The sequence below is a fragment of the Oleiphilus sp. HI0117 genome, from assembly GCF_001635235.1.
Map to the genome: position 1 here is coordinate 1 of NZ_LWGA01000640.1, position 16205 is coordinate 16205.

Here is a 16205-nt window from a genome sequence, read left to right on the forward strand (position 1 = left end):
ATCAGCTTGCCGCTGTGCCAGGGTAAGTTCGATTTCGCGAGCATCGAGTTGGACCAGTAGGTCGCCCATTTTTACGCTAATTCCTTCTCGCACTGGAACTTGCATTACGTCGGCAGTGATCGCAGCGCTTAATGTTGAGTCGAAAGGCGATTCAACCCGTGCCAATAGTTCGACTTGAGGCTGCGCCTGGGTTTCCTTAAGTATGATGCTTGATACTAGCCATTCCTTTTCTTTGGTTTCTTTTTTGGGTGGTTTGGGCTTAGAAACGACGAGCGCAAAAATGATCAAGGCTGCCACCGCTAGGATAATGATAGGTAAAAACCAGCTGTGCTTTTGGCGGAGGTTCTGGAATGTGTTCATTGTGTTGATTCCACAGTGTTAAAGGAATAAAAGCTTAAGTAATCTTGAGTCTAATCTGAGTATTTTTAATCTTTCACTTGGCTAGAGCAGCTTAGGTATTAAAGTCCCCCCAGAGCCACTGAAGCAATGCCAGGCACGCTACAGGGGCTGTTTCTGTACGCAATACTCTTGGGCCGAAGGTGCTTGGGATAAACTTATTATCACAGGCCATGCTGATTTCAGCTTCACTTAACCCCCCTTCAGGACCAATAAGAATATTGACATGGCCAGGGGCGGGGGAGATATCAGATAAACGTTGGCGGTCTCTGTGGTGTAAAACCAAAGACAAGCCCTTAGATGATTGTTGCTGAACCCAGTCATCGACATTCAATATCGGATGGACGGTCGGCACCGTTGCGCGCCCACATTGTTCAGCAGCGCTAATTGCAACCTGTTGCCAGTGCTGAACACGTTTGCTTGCACGTTCATTGTTAAGGCGCAATTCGCAGCGCTCACTATCTAAGGGTGTAATCGCATTAACGCCCATCTCAGTACTCTTTTGGATGGCGTAGTCCATTCGGTCACCCCGAGACATGACCTGGCCGATATGGGTCTTAAGTTTAGATTCACTGACAGCATTTTCAGCGATGCCGATACTAGTAGCGAAAGACTTTTTGCTAGTTTCCTGAATGGTAGCGGGGTAGAACTTACCGTCGCCATTAAAAAGCCTAAGCTGGTCACCAGCTTTCATTCTAAGCACTTTTAAAAGGTGCTGCGCTGCTTGGCCCTCGATTACGGTATTTGAGGATGCTTCGAGAGGCTGATCAACATAAATATTCGGAATGCGCATCGTGCGTTTTACCAGCTCAGTGATTAAGTAAAGAGAGTTTCCTTATTTAAAAGGCAGCCTATTATGAATAATGATGATATGTACGTCTATCGGACTTCGTGTAAATAATTCGTAAAAGCGCTGTTTGTTTACTTATACCCAATCTTAATTATTATCTTAAGATTGTCTTATTAGTACTTGAACTAATTAGCAAAAAAATTATTAACGAGCTGTAAAAAAGTATTTTTAACTACGAATTATCTGGATCAAATGCTATATTGATCATTACCTATTTTCAGTGCTGAATTCTTATGAAGTATCTAAAGCAATTTAATCATCAACTTAAAAAAGTCCGGCAGTCGAAGAAACTTTCGTATATTGATGTTGCGGAGTATTGTTTAGTTGACCCTTTGGTCGTTGAGTCGTGGGAAGCCGAAAGTAGTGAAACACGCTGTTATCCTAGTTTGGATAACCTTCTTGATTTGTGTTTTAAGACAGCCATGCCTTTAGAAAGTTTTGTTGATGTGCCTAATATTGAAACCGGCCACCAATTGGATTTGCCTGGTATCAATGACAGTGATGCGGAGGATTTGGGGGACTCATTAGTTGAGTTGGGACGACAGATTGAAAAGTTAATACCAACTGATGATGAGCGTGAGTTACTTCGGCGTTACCGTAAAAGCGATGCGCAAAGTAAAGAGCTGATACTTCAACTAATTGCAAACTAAGGCTATTAGGTCTTTAATTGCTTTGTTCTTTTTTGATGGAGCAGGAAGTTTGCCGCGCTAAGGCGCAGCAAACTCATTTATTTGTATCGACTACGATTCTGCTTTGTATACGTTTTCATAGACATAGTTAGTCGCTTGAATAAAACCATCGACACTACCACAGTCAAAACGCTGACCTTTAAACTTATAGGCTAGCACGCAACCTTTTTTCGCTTGAGTGAGCAGGGCGTCGGTTATTTGAACTTCTCCACCTTTTCCGGGCGGTGTTGCTTTGATGATATCGAAGATGTCCGGTGTCAGAATATAACGACCGATAATTGCTAGATTTGAAGGAGCATCTTCCGGAGCCGGCTTTTCAACCATTTCAGTGATACGGTATAGGCCATCCTTCATGCATTCGCCTGCAATAACACCATATTTATGCGTTTGGTCAGCAGGAACTTCCTGGATCGCTACGATACTGCAGCGGAACTGATTATATAACTCTGCCATTTGCTTAAGCACGCCGTCGCCGTTTTCATCTGCCGTACAAAAGTCATCTGCCAAAACAACTGCAAAAGCATCATCGCCAACCAAACCTCGACCGCTATAGATTGCGTGGCCAAGACCTTTCATTTGATGCTGTGGTGTAAATGAAAAGGTGTTATTTTCCATTAAATTCCGAATGGAATCGAGCTGAGCCTCTTTTCCTGAACCTTTAATTTCATTTTCTAGTTCGTAGCTAATATCAAAGTGATCTGCAATGGCTCGTTTGCCTCTACCTGTGACAAAACCCATTCGGTTCATGCCTGCCTGGTGCGCTTCCTCAACGCCATATTGCACAAGGGGTTTATTTACGAGGGGTAGCATTTCTTTAGGCATTGCTTTTGTTGCGGGTAAGAAACGGGTTCCGTAGCCTGCAACTGGGAATAGGCAGTTTTTGATCATAGTATTGTCCATAATGGTAACTATTGGCCGATGTCTTCAACGCACGCCAACAATAAGTTCATATATCTGTTAGAAGCTTAAGTCTATATTATTGATCTTAAAGCTTTATGACAATTATAGCGGAAGTATCGAGTTGTAAAAATAAAGTTTGGCATAAATATTGTTTCCATATACTTCACTTTAGCGCCTCTTGGTCTTTACTGCTATATTGTGAAGACGATGATTAATAAGTCTAAAAATATTGATGCAGGATAGGCACAGGATATGAGCCAGAATTATGATGAACTAACTTTGTTATCTGTTCGTTCCGCCTTTGACCATTTGCAGTCAACAATTAACCGCGCTTTGCAGAGAATAGAGCGGCAAGCACAGCTGAATAACTCCCAGGTTTTTTCTGCTATAAAGGAGCGTCGTAAGTTAGCAAAAGTGCTAATGTTGGATAAGCGAATTATTCATTTGTATAAGTCCATGTCTTCACAGCCCACACTAAAAATAAAAGATAGTGAGAGCTTGGTCCACTGTGAAATAAGCTCTACGGTAGTTATTCACGAAGGTGATGAGAAAAAAATCCAATTTACGCTAAATGATAATACCTACACGCTTCAGTTTGCGGATAGGGCGGGTGCTTGCATAAGCTTTTATGGGGAAACTTTCAAAAGCTCAAACTTATCGCTTTTATTGTCTTCTGGAGAAGAGGTTCTTACGCTACATTTGGATTTAGAAGGCGAGCAAGAAACCATAACAGAGCAGCAAATTACCCGCTTCATTCCCGGGAAGTGGATTTACGATATTATCCATGCCTATGAGACCTTGATAACCTCAGAAAACCTCAAATCCATTGATGCGGCCTATAGTGACGAAGGGCTGGAGATCTTAAAACATAAGTTTGGCTTGTAAGAATTTATGCGGTGTTTGAGTGTCTTAGTGCTTAATTTCGGGTCTTAAACGAAAAATGCCGCATAAAAATGCGGCATTTTGAATAGGTGCTTCCCTTACCATTCCTTAGGTAACCAGCCTTCCTTGTTTACTTCCTTGTCCATATCCATATGTTGCTGTCATCGTCCTGACAATCAGCGTCGTCCTGATGGAAATGAATATTACGCTTGTTCTTGCCTTCAGTATGTAGGTGATAATGCAAAAGCATGTAGGAAATATCTTACATTGGGAGCAAATAGTACGTTATTGAAGTGGGCCAGGCCTTTCGATACCAAAGCCTTGAGCGAAGTCTACACCAATTTCTTTTAGTGCGTCGGCGGTTTCCTGGTTTTCTACAAATTCCGCAATGGTCTGCAAGCCCGCTGCATGGCTAATACCATTGCAAGCTTCAACAATTCCACGATCAATCGGATCGTGTAACAAGTTCAAGACAAAGCTGCCATCAATTTTCAGATAATCTACTGGAATCTTCTTAAGATAAGAAAAGGAGCTCATCCCAGCACCAAAGTCATCGAGTGCAAATTTAAAACCTTCTTCTCTGATCTCGGAAATAAACTCTACGGCATCCTTAAGGTTGTCGATAGCACTGGTTTCGGTAATCTCGAAGCAAATACGTTCAGGAATGAACTCAAACTCTTTTAGTAAATGCCGAATATCTTCAAAGAAAGAGGCGTCACTAAGTGAATTACCTGACAAGTTGATGAAAAATGTTCCTTGATCCTGATACCCTAAACCTGATTCAGCCAAGTACTTAAACGCATTTTTTACCACCCATCTATGTAAACGTGGCATAAGTTTGTAGCGCTCGGCTGCGGGAATAAAGGAGCCGGGGTAAATCAGTTCTGAGTCATCATTAAGTCGAACCAGAAACTCGCCGTGTGCACCGCCACTACAGTGTTTTTGGAGGCCTTTCATGCTCTGGAAGTGGAGTATAAACAAATCATCAGCTATCGCTCGTTTAATGCGGCTGACCCATTGCATTTCACTTCGCCGTTGTAAGTGCTCTGGGTCATCTTCACTGTACCATTTAAGGCCGTCATGACCTTTTTCTTTGGCGACATTGCAGGCCATGTCAGCACAGCTCAGAACGGACTGGACCGAAGAGGTTTTATTATTAATTGAAACAATGCCGATACTAATGCTGGTCGTGAAACTTTTTCCATGCCAGGTGAAGTTTAGGTCTTTTATTGCGGTCTGTATGGTTTTCGCAATCTAAATAGCTTGACGCTTATCTTTGTTGTAGGTGAGTATGCCAAATTCATCGGCACCAAGACGTGCCAAGGTATCCTTGTCTTTAGTTTGGCGGAGTAAAACAAGTGATACTTGCTTGAGTAGATCATCGCCTGCAACGTGGCCGCAAGTATCGTTAATGATCTTAAATTGGTCCAAATCCAGTGACATCAAGGCATATTCTGCATCATCCGATGCTGAAAGTTGAAGTGCTTTAGATATTTGACCTTCGAAGTACTCGCGATTGCCTAGCCCTGTTAGGTGGTCATGTACGGCTAAATGTTCTAGATTCTGTTCTGCGAGTTTTTTGCTTGACGGGATTCGCTCTCTCTTATTTCTCTCTCGATGGCTGGAATCAGTCGAGCGAGATTTTCTTTCATTACGTAGTCTTGAGCCCCGGCTTTCATTAGCTTAATGGCTTCTCGTTCGGGGATCTCCCCTGACACAATAATAACTGGCAAATTCGCATCGCGATCACGGATGGTTTCTAAAGCTTCTTGGGAGGAATATCCGGGGATGCTGTGATCTGAGATAACAAGATCCCAGTCGGACTCTTCAAGCGCGCTTCTAAGGCTTCGATCAGTTTCAACTCTTGTTGAGTGAATATCTAAGCCGCCTTTTTTTAGTTCACGTAACAGCAATATGGTATCGTTTTCACAGTCATCAACGATTAATATATTATACATATGAATCTTAATTATTATGTGTCGGTTTACGGAAGAGTATATTTACTTATCATCTTCATTGGTCGCTAAGCCACTACGAAGAAACTTAGTAATGCTTTGAAATTAAAACAAAATTAGCTAAGAAAACTAGCAATACTTAGTGTTTTTAAAATCTGTATAACAGTATAAGTCTAGAATAGTGTTTGCTTTTATCAATGTTATGCAGGTGAGTGCTTAGATCTTTTGGTTATGACTGGCGATCCTAAGCAGTTTTCCTGTTTGAGATAACAGATATTTGCCCAGGATGCGAATGAAGATAGGCGTTAAAAATAAACGCCGGAAGTGACGAAGATAGGCGTTAAAAATAAACGCCGGAAGTGACGAAGATCAGGAAGTGAGTTGCTTGACGAATGTTCCCAAACATTCGCTAGCAGTAGCTGTTCCAGTATATTCCTTGTTGTAGCGGGAGGGTGCCAAAGAGCTAACCATTTGCGGCTTTCTTGCCTTGCTGTTTCAAGGTTGAGCGGTATTTCTTGCTCAATTCCATAAATTTCGGGGTCGGGCCTACATCCTCATACATTGGATCGCCCATTTCATCTTTCGATATGACTTTTTTACCCGCGATATAAGGGAAACTGGTTTCAAGTTCATCAAGAGCAGCCGATAGCAGCTCTCCAAGGATCTCACTTTTTGTTCTTTTGGGGTACATTTCTGCTAGTGCGTTAATTTTCGCTGCATCTTCTAAGGGGAGTCGGAATGTGTAGTCTTCAGAAGTAAATGTTGCTTTGGCTTGTTGTTCCCAGCATTCTGCTAAGGCTTTTATTTTCATAGCTTGAATCCTTGTGTGGTCGGGTTGTTCATTTTTTACGCTTAACTACAAGAATAAGTGTAGGTTGTTTGTTCAAAAAGTAGACACTTAAAAGTGTGTGCTTTTGTTAATGGTTTACTTGTTGTGGATTGTGCTCCATATTTATATATCTAGTTTTTACTATTTTGCGCAAATAAGGATTGGCTTGTAGTCACGAGCTTGTGATCAGCTTGCTTGCTAGCCTTGATAATCAAACACATTTGGAAAAGGTATATGTCAGAATTACACCCTTCTTTACGAGAAAATGTCCGTTTGCTTGGTGAGTTGTTAGGGCAGAATATTGAAGAACACCTTGGTTCGGAGTTTGTGGCGAAGTTGGAAGCCATTAGGGCTGCGGCAAAGCAGGATCGTGAAGCTGATGCGGGGGATGCGCATCCAGAACTTGTTCGTTTGCTTCAGGACCTGGGGGACGATGAGATGTTATTTGTTGCTCGAGCGTTTAACCAGTTTCTTAACCTGGCAAATATTGCTGAGCAGTATCATGGGGTAAGACGGAATCGCACCGATAGAGAAGACGGTTTGGAAACCTTTGACCAACTGCTGGACCGTTTGAAGGCCTCAGGTACCAAAGAAGAAGACTTGGCAAGCTTGCTTGAAGATATGAATATAGAGTTCGTATTGACGGCTCACCCCACTGAGGTTACACGTAGAACCTTGATACTTAAGTATGAAGCCATTACTGAGTGCTTATCTGAGCTGGATCGTTCCGATCTTAATGATTTAGAGCAGAAGCGTATTTGTGAACGTTTGAATCGCTTGGTTTGTGAAGCGTGGCATTCAGACGAGATTCGTCAGGTCAGGCCTTCGGCCGTCGACGAAGCAAAGTGGGGCTTTGCAGTAATAGAGAACAGTTTATGGACCGCCTTACCCGAGTTCTTACGTGAGTTTGATGCAGCGGTTAGCGATAAATTTGGTATTCAACTACCCCCACAGTTTTCACCCATTCGCTTTGCTTCGTGGATGGGGGGGGATCGCGATGGTAACCCAAACGTTACGGCAGAGTTGACGCAAGAGGTCCTGAGTCTGAGCCGTTGGATGGCAGCAGATTTGTATTTGAGAGATATTCGTGACTTGCTGAATGAGTTGTCAATGTGGAACTGTTCTCTGGAATTGAGGCAAGAGGCTGATCGAATATTGCAAGGGCAGGAGCGAAATCAGAATGAACCCTACCGCGTGATACTGGCTGACCTGCGTCGTCGACTGCAAAACACTAGGGAATGGGCGGCGCGAAAGGCAAGCGGTGAAGATGTAGAGCAATTAGATATACTCAGGGAAAATTCTGAATTGATGCAACCTTTATTGATGTGCTTCAATTCTTTGAAAGAAACGGGTCTTGATTCCGTGGCAAATGGCCTGTTGCTCGATACCATTAGGCGAGTACAGTGTTTCGGTCTGGAATTAGTAAAGCTGGATATTCGTCAGGATTCCGAGCGTCATCTCGAAGTGATGTCCGAACTTACCCAGCACTTGGGTATGGGGGATTTTGCGCAATGGAGCGAGCAGCAGAAACAGTCCTTTCTTATTAAAGAACTGTCCAGTAATCGGCCGCTTTTACCTCGTTCCTGGCCCGCCAGTGATAATGTGCGAGAAGTGTTGGCTACGTGTGACGTGGTTGCTTCTCAGCCTGAGTCAGCGTTGGGTTCATACGTTATTTCCATGGCCAGCACACCTTCCGATGTATTGACTGTCATCCTACTTTTACGGGAGTCGGGCATTCAGTTCCCTATGCGCGTTGTGCCTTTATTTGAGACCCTTGACGATTTGTCCGGGGCGAAGGAGGCTATTGATAGCTTATTATCAGTACCTTGGTATCAGGAGTACTGTAAAGGGCATCAAGAGGTAATGATTGGCTACTCTGATTCTGCTAAGGATGCAGGTCAGATGACAGCCGCTTGGGCTCAATATCAGGGGCAGGAAAGTCTGGTTGAGGTTGCACAAAAACATGGTGTTAAGCTGACTTTGTTTCACGGTCGCGGCGGCACGGTTGGTCGCGGTGGTGGCCCAGCGAATAGGGCGATTCTTTCTCAACCTCCTGGTTCGGTAGCTGGCTCTTTCCGTATCACGGAGCAAGGCGAAATGATTCGCTTTAAGTTCGGGATTCCAAGTGTTGCCAAACAGAGTTTAAAGCTATATCTGAATGCAGTTGTTGAAGCGAGCTTGTTGCCGCCTCCAAAGCCTAAGCAAGAGTGGCGAGAGCTGATGAATAAGATGACTGGCGTTGCCCTGGCTTCCTATCGCCAGATAGTAAGAGAGCATCCTGAGTTTGTTTCTTATTTCCGCTCGGTGACCCCTGAGCAAGAATTGGGCAAGCTAGCTTTAGGTAGTCGGCCTGCAAGGCGAAAAGCGACCGGTGGTGTTGAAAGTTTAAGGGCAATACCGTGGATTTTTGCCTGGACGCAGATACGGCTTATGCTGCCGGCATGGTTGGGTAGCGATGAGGCCTTGGCGAGCGTTCTAGAGTCTGATAAGGCAGAGACCCTAGATGAAATGTTTATCCAGTGGCCCTTCTTTAATACTCATATTGATATGTTAGAAATGGTTGTTGCCAAAGGTGATCCGCGGATCGCGCGTTACTATGACCAGCTGCTGGTATCTGATGACTTGAAGCCTTTAGGGCGTTCGCTTCGCCATCGCTTTTTGGATGTAGTTAAGCTGGTTAATAAAGTTAAAAAGCAAGGGGCGCTTCAGGAAAATCATCCCCAGCTACAAGGTTCTTTAAATGTTAGGAACCCTTATACTGATCCGTTACATTATTTGCAGGCGGAGCTGTTGAGGCGTGACCGTTTAGCCGAGCGAAGCTCTGAAGGTAAGCAAGAGCGTGATTTAGTTGAAACAGCTTTAAAAGTAACGATGGCCGGTATCGCTGCTGGAATTCGAAATACGGGCTAGTTCAGCTCTTGTGTTTGAATCGACTGCGTAAGCGTTTGCAACGAAGTTCTTAAAAACGTAAGCGTGTGAAGTGGTGTAGAGTTATTTTTGCGGATAGCTCTACACTCGGTAAGTATTCCGTCACGGCGCCACCAAAAGTTCTTGCTCCGTTTATCAATTAATACTTAGGTAAATCATTGTGCCCATAGCTTCCAGACTAAACCAGTTTATCAATCACAAGGGATTGATCTGTCAGCAGATTCATCACGCTCGCAGTTTAAGTTTTGCACAAGCCCTGGAGCAGGCACAGGCGATTCCGGAAATGAGTGCAGTACCTGTTACTTTACTCGATGAGGAAGGCCCGGCGGTTGCGGTGATCCCCTTTGGCACAAAATTGGATATTGAATTAATTAATGACTCATTGGGTAGATCTTTTCAAATTTTAAGTGATGAAAACTCACGAAAGCTATTTAAGGATTGTGAAACCGGGATGTACCCGATTCTCGCAACTGCTTATGGTTTGCCGATTATTCTAGATACGAGTTTACTGGAACTGGAGTTTGTATTCTCTGCTAGTGGTTGCTCAAGCACCTTATTAAAGATTCCCGGTCCGTCTTTTCGTATGGCAATGAATGGCGCGATTAAGGCAAAAGTTTCTATTTGGCTTGCGGGTGAGGAGCCTAAGTCAGGATCGGGGCAGAAGGTTTCAAATTTGCCTCATAATGCGGGCTTGACCCTAGATGGCATTGCGAAGAAGTTAAGTCGTTTATATAAGTTACCACCAATGCCAGAAACTGCTATACGAATCATGCACCTGACCAGCGACCCCGATGCTGATGTATTTCAATTGGCTGAGGTGATAGAGCGAGATCCGAGTCTAGCCTCACAGGTGATGCGTTATGCCCGGTCAGCGTTGTTTTCTTATCGAGGCGAATTAACGTGTGTAAAAGATGCTGTGAATATCGTGCTAGGTTTTGATCGTGTATCTCAGCTATCGATGGGTTTAGCGGCAGGAAAAGCTTTCAATATACCTGCGCCAGGGCCCTTGGGTTTAAAATCATTTTGGCAGCATTCACTTTATAGTGCTGTGTTGGCTCAAGCCTTAGCTTTATTGGCCGATCCTGATATAGAGGTGAACGAGCGCGATGCTTATCTTGCCGGTTTGCTTCACAATTTTGGTATTTTATTAGTTGGTCATCTTTTTCCGCCAGAGTTCCAAATGCTCAATAAGCTTAGAGAGGCTGAGCCGGAGTTGAGCATGGCTGAAATCGAACAGCAGGTCTTTGGAATGGGGGGCGCGCAAGAGTTTATTGCTTTAGGGCATGCCTCTATTGGTGCAGTGTTACTAAAACTATGGGGAATGCCGGAATCAAGTATTACGGTAGCCGGTATGCACCAGAAAAAAGACTATCAAGGTAAGCACCAAAAGTATGTAGAATTAGTGCAGTTGGCTAATGCGCTATTGGCAGCGAAAGGGATTGGTGATGAGCCCGCTTTGCATGATTGTGAGAAATTAATGCAAGGTTTGGGTATACAGGAAGAGCAAGGGATGGCTTTATTGGATTCTTTACTCGAACAGTGCCAAAGCCTGGATGAGATGATTCGTCAGATGGCGGCATAATTATAAGATTAAGTCATTATTATACCTACTAGGTGTTATTCTATAGGGTGTTTTACCCTATCTATTCGGCTCAATTGAGCATATCTAGGTTCAGGCTTCCACTGTGTCCATCAAGTACGTATAATGCGGCGTTTCGAATTACATATGTGTGTCGAGCTTGCAGTCAGTATGAGAGCCTTGTTGAAGGGTTCTGTAGCTCGAAACATAAAAGAATAGATTAGCGACAGCTCGCTATACTTGAGCGAATTACTTAATACCCCTATACATGCTTGAGTTTTTATTGTGTGGCGCTAGTAGGCTGTCGTTAGAAATAGATTCAATTTTTATCATTAGCTTTAGAATATTGGGAGCAATCCGTATATGAAATTAATTTTGTTAGGCGCACCAGGTGCAGGCAAGGGTACACAAGCTCAGTTTATGACTGAGAAATATGGTATTCCGCAAATCTCTACCGGGGATATGTTGCGTGCGGCTGTAAAGGCGGGCTCACCACTAGGTTTGAAGGTTAAAGAAGTCATGGCATCTGGCGGCCTGGTTTCTGATGAAACAATCATTGAATTGATTGAAGAGCGCATTCAACAGGATGACTGTGAGAACGGTTTCTTATTTGATGGTTTTCCTCGTACGATTCCGCAAGCTGAAGCGCTTAAAAAGCAAAAAATCATGATTGATGCGGTTGTTGAAATTGACGTGCCTGACGAAGAAATTGTTAGCCGTCTAAGTGGTCGTCGCGTGCATGAAGCAAGTGGTCGCGTATATCATGTTGATTACAATCCACCGAAGGTAGCGGGTAAAGATGATGAAACTGGCGATGCCTTGGTTCAGCGTGAAGACGATCAGGAAGAAACCGTTCGTAAGCGCTTAGGTGTATATCATTCGCAAACGGCTCCTCTTGTTGAGTATTATTCGTCTTGGGCTGATACCGGCGCAGATGAATCACCAAAATATGTGAAGGTTGATGGTGTTGGTGATATGGCTCAGATCAAACAGCAAATTGTTGATGGTTTAGACGCATAAGATAGACACTTCCTTCATTGTTCACTGAAACGGGCCTCTTTTTTAAGGGGCCTGTTGTTATTTACGACCCTCTTTATGCCAAAAATTCTTGCTTTAGATACTTCTTCTGATAATTGCTCTGCAGCATTGTGGAGTGAGCAAACAATGTATCAGGTGTGCGAAAAAGCCCCTCGAAGTCATACTCAGTTAATTTTACCTATGGTGAAAGACTGTTTGGGCCACGGTAAGTTAAAAGCTAAAAATCTGGATGCGCTTGCTTTTGGTTGTGGGCCAGGTTCGTTCACGGGTATTCGTATCGCGACTGGTATCGCGCAAGGCTTGGCCTACGGAAGTGACTGTCATATCTATGCCATATCTAATATCCAAGCTCTAGCCCTACAAAGCTATTTGAAGTACGGTATTTCTCAAGTGCTTGTAGCAATTGATGCACGTATGGATGAGGTGTATTGGGCTTGCTGCAAAGTGGAGAAACAGAGCAACGGGAACGAGGATCCTTATTATCGGGTGGAGACTTTGGGTATTGAAAATGTGACTAAACCTGAATTAGTGAGCTTGCCTGACGCGATCACGGATGGGCCTATTATTGGTGTCGGTAGTGGCTTTGACTACTCTGAACGTTTCCCTTCGGATGTAAAAGGGCATTTGGATAGTTTTGATGCTGAGATGAGACCAGAGGCTCATGCTATTTGTCAGCTGGCTCGTTATGCGCATTTTAAAGGTGTAGCAGGGCTACTAGAAGACGCGATGCCATCCTATGTCAGAAATACGGTTACATGGAAAAAACTGCCGGGTAGAGCCTAAGTGCTACTCGCTATATGGATTGATAGTTAAGGATTAAAAATGACTTGGTTTGAAGCAGTTATATTGGCACTTGTTCAGGGCTTGACGGAGTTTCTACCCATATCGAGCTCCGCTCACCTGATTTTGCCTTCACAAGTTTTGGGCTGGGAAGATCAAGGCTTGGCTTTTGATGTAGCGGTTCACGTTGGCACCTTGATGGCGATAGTCATTTATTTTCGTAGAGAAGTGATTCAACTGAGTGGCGCATGGTTCAAGAGCGTGTCGTTTAAAGAGCAGTCTAATGATGGTCGCTTGGCCTGGTTGATTATTCTGGCAACGATACCCGCAGGTTTGGCTGGTTTCCTTCTTAATGACTTTATAAGTGAAAACTTGCGTTCCACTGCCGTGATCGCGACGACAACAATAATATTTGGGCTTGCTTTATACGCTTCTGATCACTTTGGTTCTCGTAAGCTTAGCCTTAAAGATATAGACGTTAAAGCGGCCTTAGTCATAGGTTTTAGCCAGGCGTTAGCCTTGATTCCGGGAACATCCCGTTCAGGCATCACTATGACAGCGGCCTTGTTAATTGGTTTCAGTCGTGATGCTGCGGCTAGGTACTCATTTCTGCTTTCTATTCCTCTCATCACGGCAGCAGGCCTGCTTAAAACAAAAGAGTTGCTAGAAACGGGAACGAATGACGACTGGTTCTTGGTGGCGCTTGGGACTGGTGTTGCTTTTGTGAGCGCTTATGCCTGTATTCATTTGTTTTTACAGTTTCTAGAGCGCATAGGTTTTACACCGTTTGTTATTTACCGTTTACTGCTCGGTTTAGTATTACTAGCCTTAATGGCTTTTTCTGGCTAAAATAGAAACAATATACGTCTTATTTTGGATGGGTCGACCTTAATAGCTACTTAGAAGTATTATTATGAGAGGCCCTAAATAAAACTTCAGTATGACTAATTAAACAGGAGGGCAGTATGGAGTTATCAAATTCGTTAATTGCTGCGCCGGTCATACCTGAAGGTTTAAAGAAACCCTCTCAAGAAAGACCTAACCCTCAGGATAATGCTGATAGCCGAAGTAATGAGGCTAGAGTTGATGTCCCTCGCCGAATTGCTGCCCCTGAAGATTTAGAGCGCAAAAGCAATGAATTACAACAGAGTCGCGTTCAACGCCTTGATGCTCTGGACTCTGCTCCTCTTAAAGCGCAGCAAGCGCTTTCTACATATCAGCAAACTGAAGAGGCGGGGCGAGCCTATGAAGAAGGTGAGTTGGTTGGTCTCGACTTATTTGTCTGAATGAATTTATCTGATTTATGTGTTTACGCTTGCAGTGAAGAAGAAAGTACCTTAGCTGCTGCGTTTGCAAGCCGTCACCAACTACCATTCCTGTCAGGGGCTCCTATAGAGCCTAAACGCAATCTTCCCGAGCCTGTTCAGGCTTTTTCTTATATGCTTTACTATTGCGACGGAACAGTCTCGATTCTGCAACTTGGTAAAGGTGCTCCGGGGCCGGTTAGTGCTTCCTTTTTTGGTGGAAAAACAGGGCATAGACTTAAGTTTGGTGGTGGCAGGGGGCAGATGATTGCCAAGGCCGTAGGGCTAAATAAAGGTGTTACGCCTAAGGTACTCGATGCAACAGCAGGGCTGGGTAGAGACGCATTTGTTTTAGCGTCATTGGGCTGTCAGGTGACCATGCTAGAGCGCTCACCACTTATTGCCGAGTTATTGCGCGCTGCTTTGGCAGAGGCGGGTCATGAAACTGCTCAGCGTTTTGAAGAAACGGAAGAGATAAAGTCGATCATTGAACGAATGTCCTTAGTGGAATCTGACGCGACGACTTGGATGAACTCTCAACCAGAGAAGCTTGCTGATGTCATTTACTTGGACCCAATGTATCCGCATCGAGAAAAGTCGTCTTTAGTCAAAAAGGAAATGCGGCTGTTTCAAACGCTTGTAGGAGAAGATCTGGATGATGAGGCTTTATTAGAGGCGGCATTGTCTAAGGCTCGTTATCGAGTGGTGGTAAAGCGGCCGCGCAAGGGCGATGCAATAAAAGGAATTAAGCCGTCCCTTCAGTTAGTGGGTAAGAGTTGTCGTTATGATGTATATACCTTGAAAAGAATTGAGGATTTGGCCGACTAAACCTTATACTTGTCCAAATCTTATTCCTTGTTCTGGCAAAGACAATAATAAAATAAGCGCTATGACTGAGAAAACACGCCCTCTGTGGCATCCAACATTATGGCCATCCTGGTTAATCGTTTTTATTCTATATTGCCTCGCTTGGCTGCCGATGAACAAAAAGCATCAGTATGCAGAAAGCCTTGGGCGTTTCGTTTATCGACGCATGAAAAACCGTGGCAAGGTGACCCGGCAGAATATAGAGCTGTGTTTCCCCGAGCTTAGCAGTGACAAGCAAAATGAGATAATTGAAGGCAGTTTTATTTCTACTGCTGAAGGCTTGATTGAGATGCTGCAACTTTGGTGGCGAGATGTTACTCCGTATCTTGATACGATGACGGTGATTGGTAAAGAGCACCTATTAGACGCGCAGAACCGCGGCACCGGTGTTTTGTTGATAGGAGGCCACTTCGGTGTTATCGATATGACCTTGCCCTTGGTTGGGACTCAGCTTAAGCGACCTGGCTATATGTATCGCCCAAATAACGACCCCGTAATAGACTGGATGATCGAAAGTGGGCGTAACCGTAACTTTGATATTCAAAGCTTCAGTAAGTATCAATTAAAAGAGATGCTCGAGTTTATCAAGGGGGGCGGTGAGGTTTGGTATGCTCCTGATCAGGATTTCGGTAAACGCTGTGACCTATTTGTTCCTTTCTTTGGTGTTAGTACGGGTTGTATCTCTACACCAAGTTGGATTGCGCGTGAAACGGGAGCGACTGTTTTGCATGTCGCACCGTTTAGGCTACCAAATGGTCAATATGAAGTCATTTTCTCACCCGTTTTTGAAGGTTTTGGTGAGGACCCGCAAAAGGATGCGCAGCTGTGGAATCAGGCGCTAGAGGCAGCAATTAAGCGTCATCCTGAACAATATCTATGGCAGCATAAGCGCTTCAAAACCCGTCCTGATGGAGAAGGGCCAGTTTATCAGTAGTTGCCGCTATGAATAGGTATTGTGGAGTTCTGCGTATTCAAAACAAAGCTCTAGCCAATTTCGTATGCCAGGGCTTAGGTATTTGTCCTTATGTGTGATGATATAAAATTTTCGTTTGAAATCTCTCTGTGGTGTTTTTAAGGCAATTAGCGATGAGCGTTTGAAAGCATCGTTTAAGGTAACTTTCGACAAACACCCAATCCCCATACCTGACTCTACTGCCCGTTTGATGGCTTCGGTATGTTGTAGTTCGAGTTCAATATTAAGCTCATGA

The 16205-nt window shown here is 44.1% G+C and carries 17 protein-coding genes and 1 pseudogene; 10 read left to right on the plus strand and 8 right to left on the minus strand.

From position 1 onward, the window contains the following. Window positions 1–360, minus strand: a 360-nt coding sequence (locus A3757_RS07840; protein ID WP_156506249.1) for a biotin/lipoyl-binding protein, incomplete at its 3' end; no start/stop codon positions are given. Window positions 361–451: 91 nt separating this feature from the next. After that, on the minus strand, window positions 452–1189 hold the full coding sequence (locus tag A3757_RS07845; protein ID WP_068514899.1) for a 16S rRNA (uracil(1498)-N(3))-methyltransferase: 738 nt from the start codon (window positions 1187–1189) through the stop codon (window positions 452–454). Window positions 1190–1479: 290 nt separating this feature from the next. On the opposite strand from A3757_RS07845, the gene A3757_RS07850 reads away from it, so the two are divergent. After that, window positions 1480–1896, plus strand: a complete 417-nt coding sequence (locus tag A3757_RS07850; RefSeq protein ID WP_068554959.1) for a hypothetical protein — start codon at window positions 1480–1482, stop codon at window positions 1894–1896. 90 nt (window positions 1897–1986) lie between these two features. Here the strand turns inward: A3757_RS07850 and galU are convergent, their stop codons facing one another. Next, complete coding sequence (galU, locus tag A3757_RS07855) at window positions 1987–2823, minus strand: UTP--glucose-1-phosphate uridylyltransferase GalU (protein WP_068514904.1); 837 nt, start codon at window positions 2821–2823, stop codon at window positions 1987–1989. Between the two features lie 264 nt (window positions 2824–3087). Here galU and A3757_RS07860 point away from each other — a divergent pair, with 264 nt between their 5' ends. Next, window positions 3088–3720: a hypothetical protein gene (locus A3757_RS07860; protein ID WP_068514907.1), complete on the plus strand. Its 633-nt coding sequence runs from the start codon at window positions 3088–3090 to the stop codon at window positions 3718–3720. A gap of 282 nt (window positions 3721–4002) precedes the next feature. On the opposite strand, the gene A3757_RS27565 is transcribed toward A3757_RS07860, so the two are convergent. The 4 genes and pseudogenes from A3757_RS27565 to A3757_RS07870 all read right to left on the minus strand — a co-directional run bounded on the left by A3757_RS27565 (window position 4003) and on the right by A3757_RS07870 (window position 6483). Further along, a complete protein-coding gene (locus tag A3757_RS27565) occupies window positions 4003–4830 on the minus strand; it encodes an EAL domain-containing protein (protein ID WP_068633231.1) in 828 nt (275 codons plus the stop codon). Between the two features lie 27 nt (window positions 4831–4857). Next, a pseudogene (locus A3757_RS27570) lies at window positions 4858–5310 on the minus strand (GGDEF domain-containing protein); the annotation flags it as partial. Further along, on the minus strand, window positions 5274–5675 hold the full coding sequence (locus tag A3757_RS27575; RefSeq protein ID WP_068514639.1) for a response regulator: 402 nt from the start codon (window positions 5673–5675) through the stop codon (window positions 5274–5276). The pseudogene A3757_RS27570 and the gene A3757_RS27575, both read right to left, overlap by 37 nt. Window positions 5676–6135: 460 nt before the next feature. Continuing rightward, window positions 6136–6483, minus strand: a complete 348-nt coding sequence (locus tag A3757_RS07870) for a type 1 pili tip component (protein WP_068514910.1) — start codon at window positions 6481–6483, stop codon at window positions 6136–6138. A 252-nt stretch (window positions 6484–6735) separates the two neighbouring features. Here A3757_RS07870 and ppc point away from each other — a divergent pair, with 252 nt between their 5' ends. The 8 genes from ppc to A3757_RS07910 all read left to right on the plus strand — a co-directional run bounded on the left by ppc (window position 6736) and on the right by A3757_RS07910 (window position 15931). Then, entirely contained in the window at window positions 6736–9411 is a 2676-nt protein-coding gene (gene ppc / locus A3757_RS07875; RefSeq protein ID WP_082865488.1) for a phosphoenolpyruvate carboxylase, read from the plus strand. 178 nt (window positions 9412–9589) lie between these two features. After that, complete coding sequence (locus A3757_RS07880) at window positions 9590–11011, plus strand: aminoacyl-tRNA deacylase and HDOD domain-containing protein (protein WP_068554957.1); 1422 nt, start codon at window positions 9590–9592, stop codon at window positions 11009–11011. A 360-nt stretch (window positions 11012–11371) separates the two neighbouring features. After that, window positions 11372–12028 (plus strand): adenylate kinase, encoded by a 657-nt coding sequence (gene adk, locus A3757_RS07885; RefSeq protein ID WP_068514917.1) that lies wholly within the window; start codon window positions 11372–11374, stop codon window positions 12026–12028. A gap of 75 nt (window positions 12029–12103) precedes the next feature. After that, complete coding sequence (gene tsaB, locus A3757_RS07890; RefSeq protein WP_068514919.1) at window positions 12104–12829, plus strand: tRNA (adenosine(37)-N6)-threonylcarbamoyltransferase complex dimerization subunit type 1 TsaB; 726 nt, start codon at window positions 12104–12106, stop codon at window positions 12827–12829. A 39-nt stretch (window positions 12830–12868) separates the two neighbouring features. After that, window positions 12869–13675, plus strand: a complete 807-nt coding sequence (locus tag A3757_RS07895) for an undecaprenyl-diphosphate phosphatase (RefSeq protein ID WP_068514922.1) — start codon at window positions 12869–12871, stop codon at window positions 13673–13675. Window positions 13676–13791: 116 nt separating this feature from the next. Beyond that, a complete protein-coding gene (locus A3757_RS07900; protein ID WP_068514925.1) occupies window positions 13792–14112 on the plus strand; it encodes a hypothetical protein in 321 nt (106 codons plus the stop codon). Next, window positions 14113–14958, plus strand: coding sequence for a class I SAM-dependent methyltransferase (locus A3757_RS07905; protein WP_068514927.1), 846 nt, complete (start codon window positions 14113–14115; stop codon window positions 14956–14958). It begins immediately after the preceding gene. A gap of 61 nt (window positions 14959–15019) precedes the next feature. Next, window positions 15020–15931, plus strand: a complete 912-nt coding sequence (locus A3757_RS07910) for a lysophospholipid acyltransferase family protein (protein WP_082865487.1) — start codon at window positions 15020–15022, stop codon at window positions 15929–15931. 6 nt (window positions 15932–15937) lie between these two features. Here the strand turns inward: A3757_RS07910 and A3757_RS07915 are convergent. Continuing rightward, window positions 15938–16205: LysR substrate-binding domain-containing protein (locus tag A3757_RS07915; protein WP_231878241.1), on the minus strand; the 268-nt coding region annotated here is incomplete at its 5' end.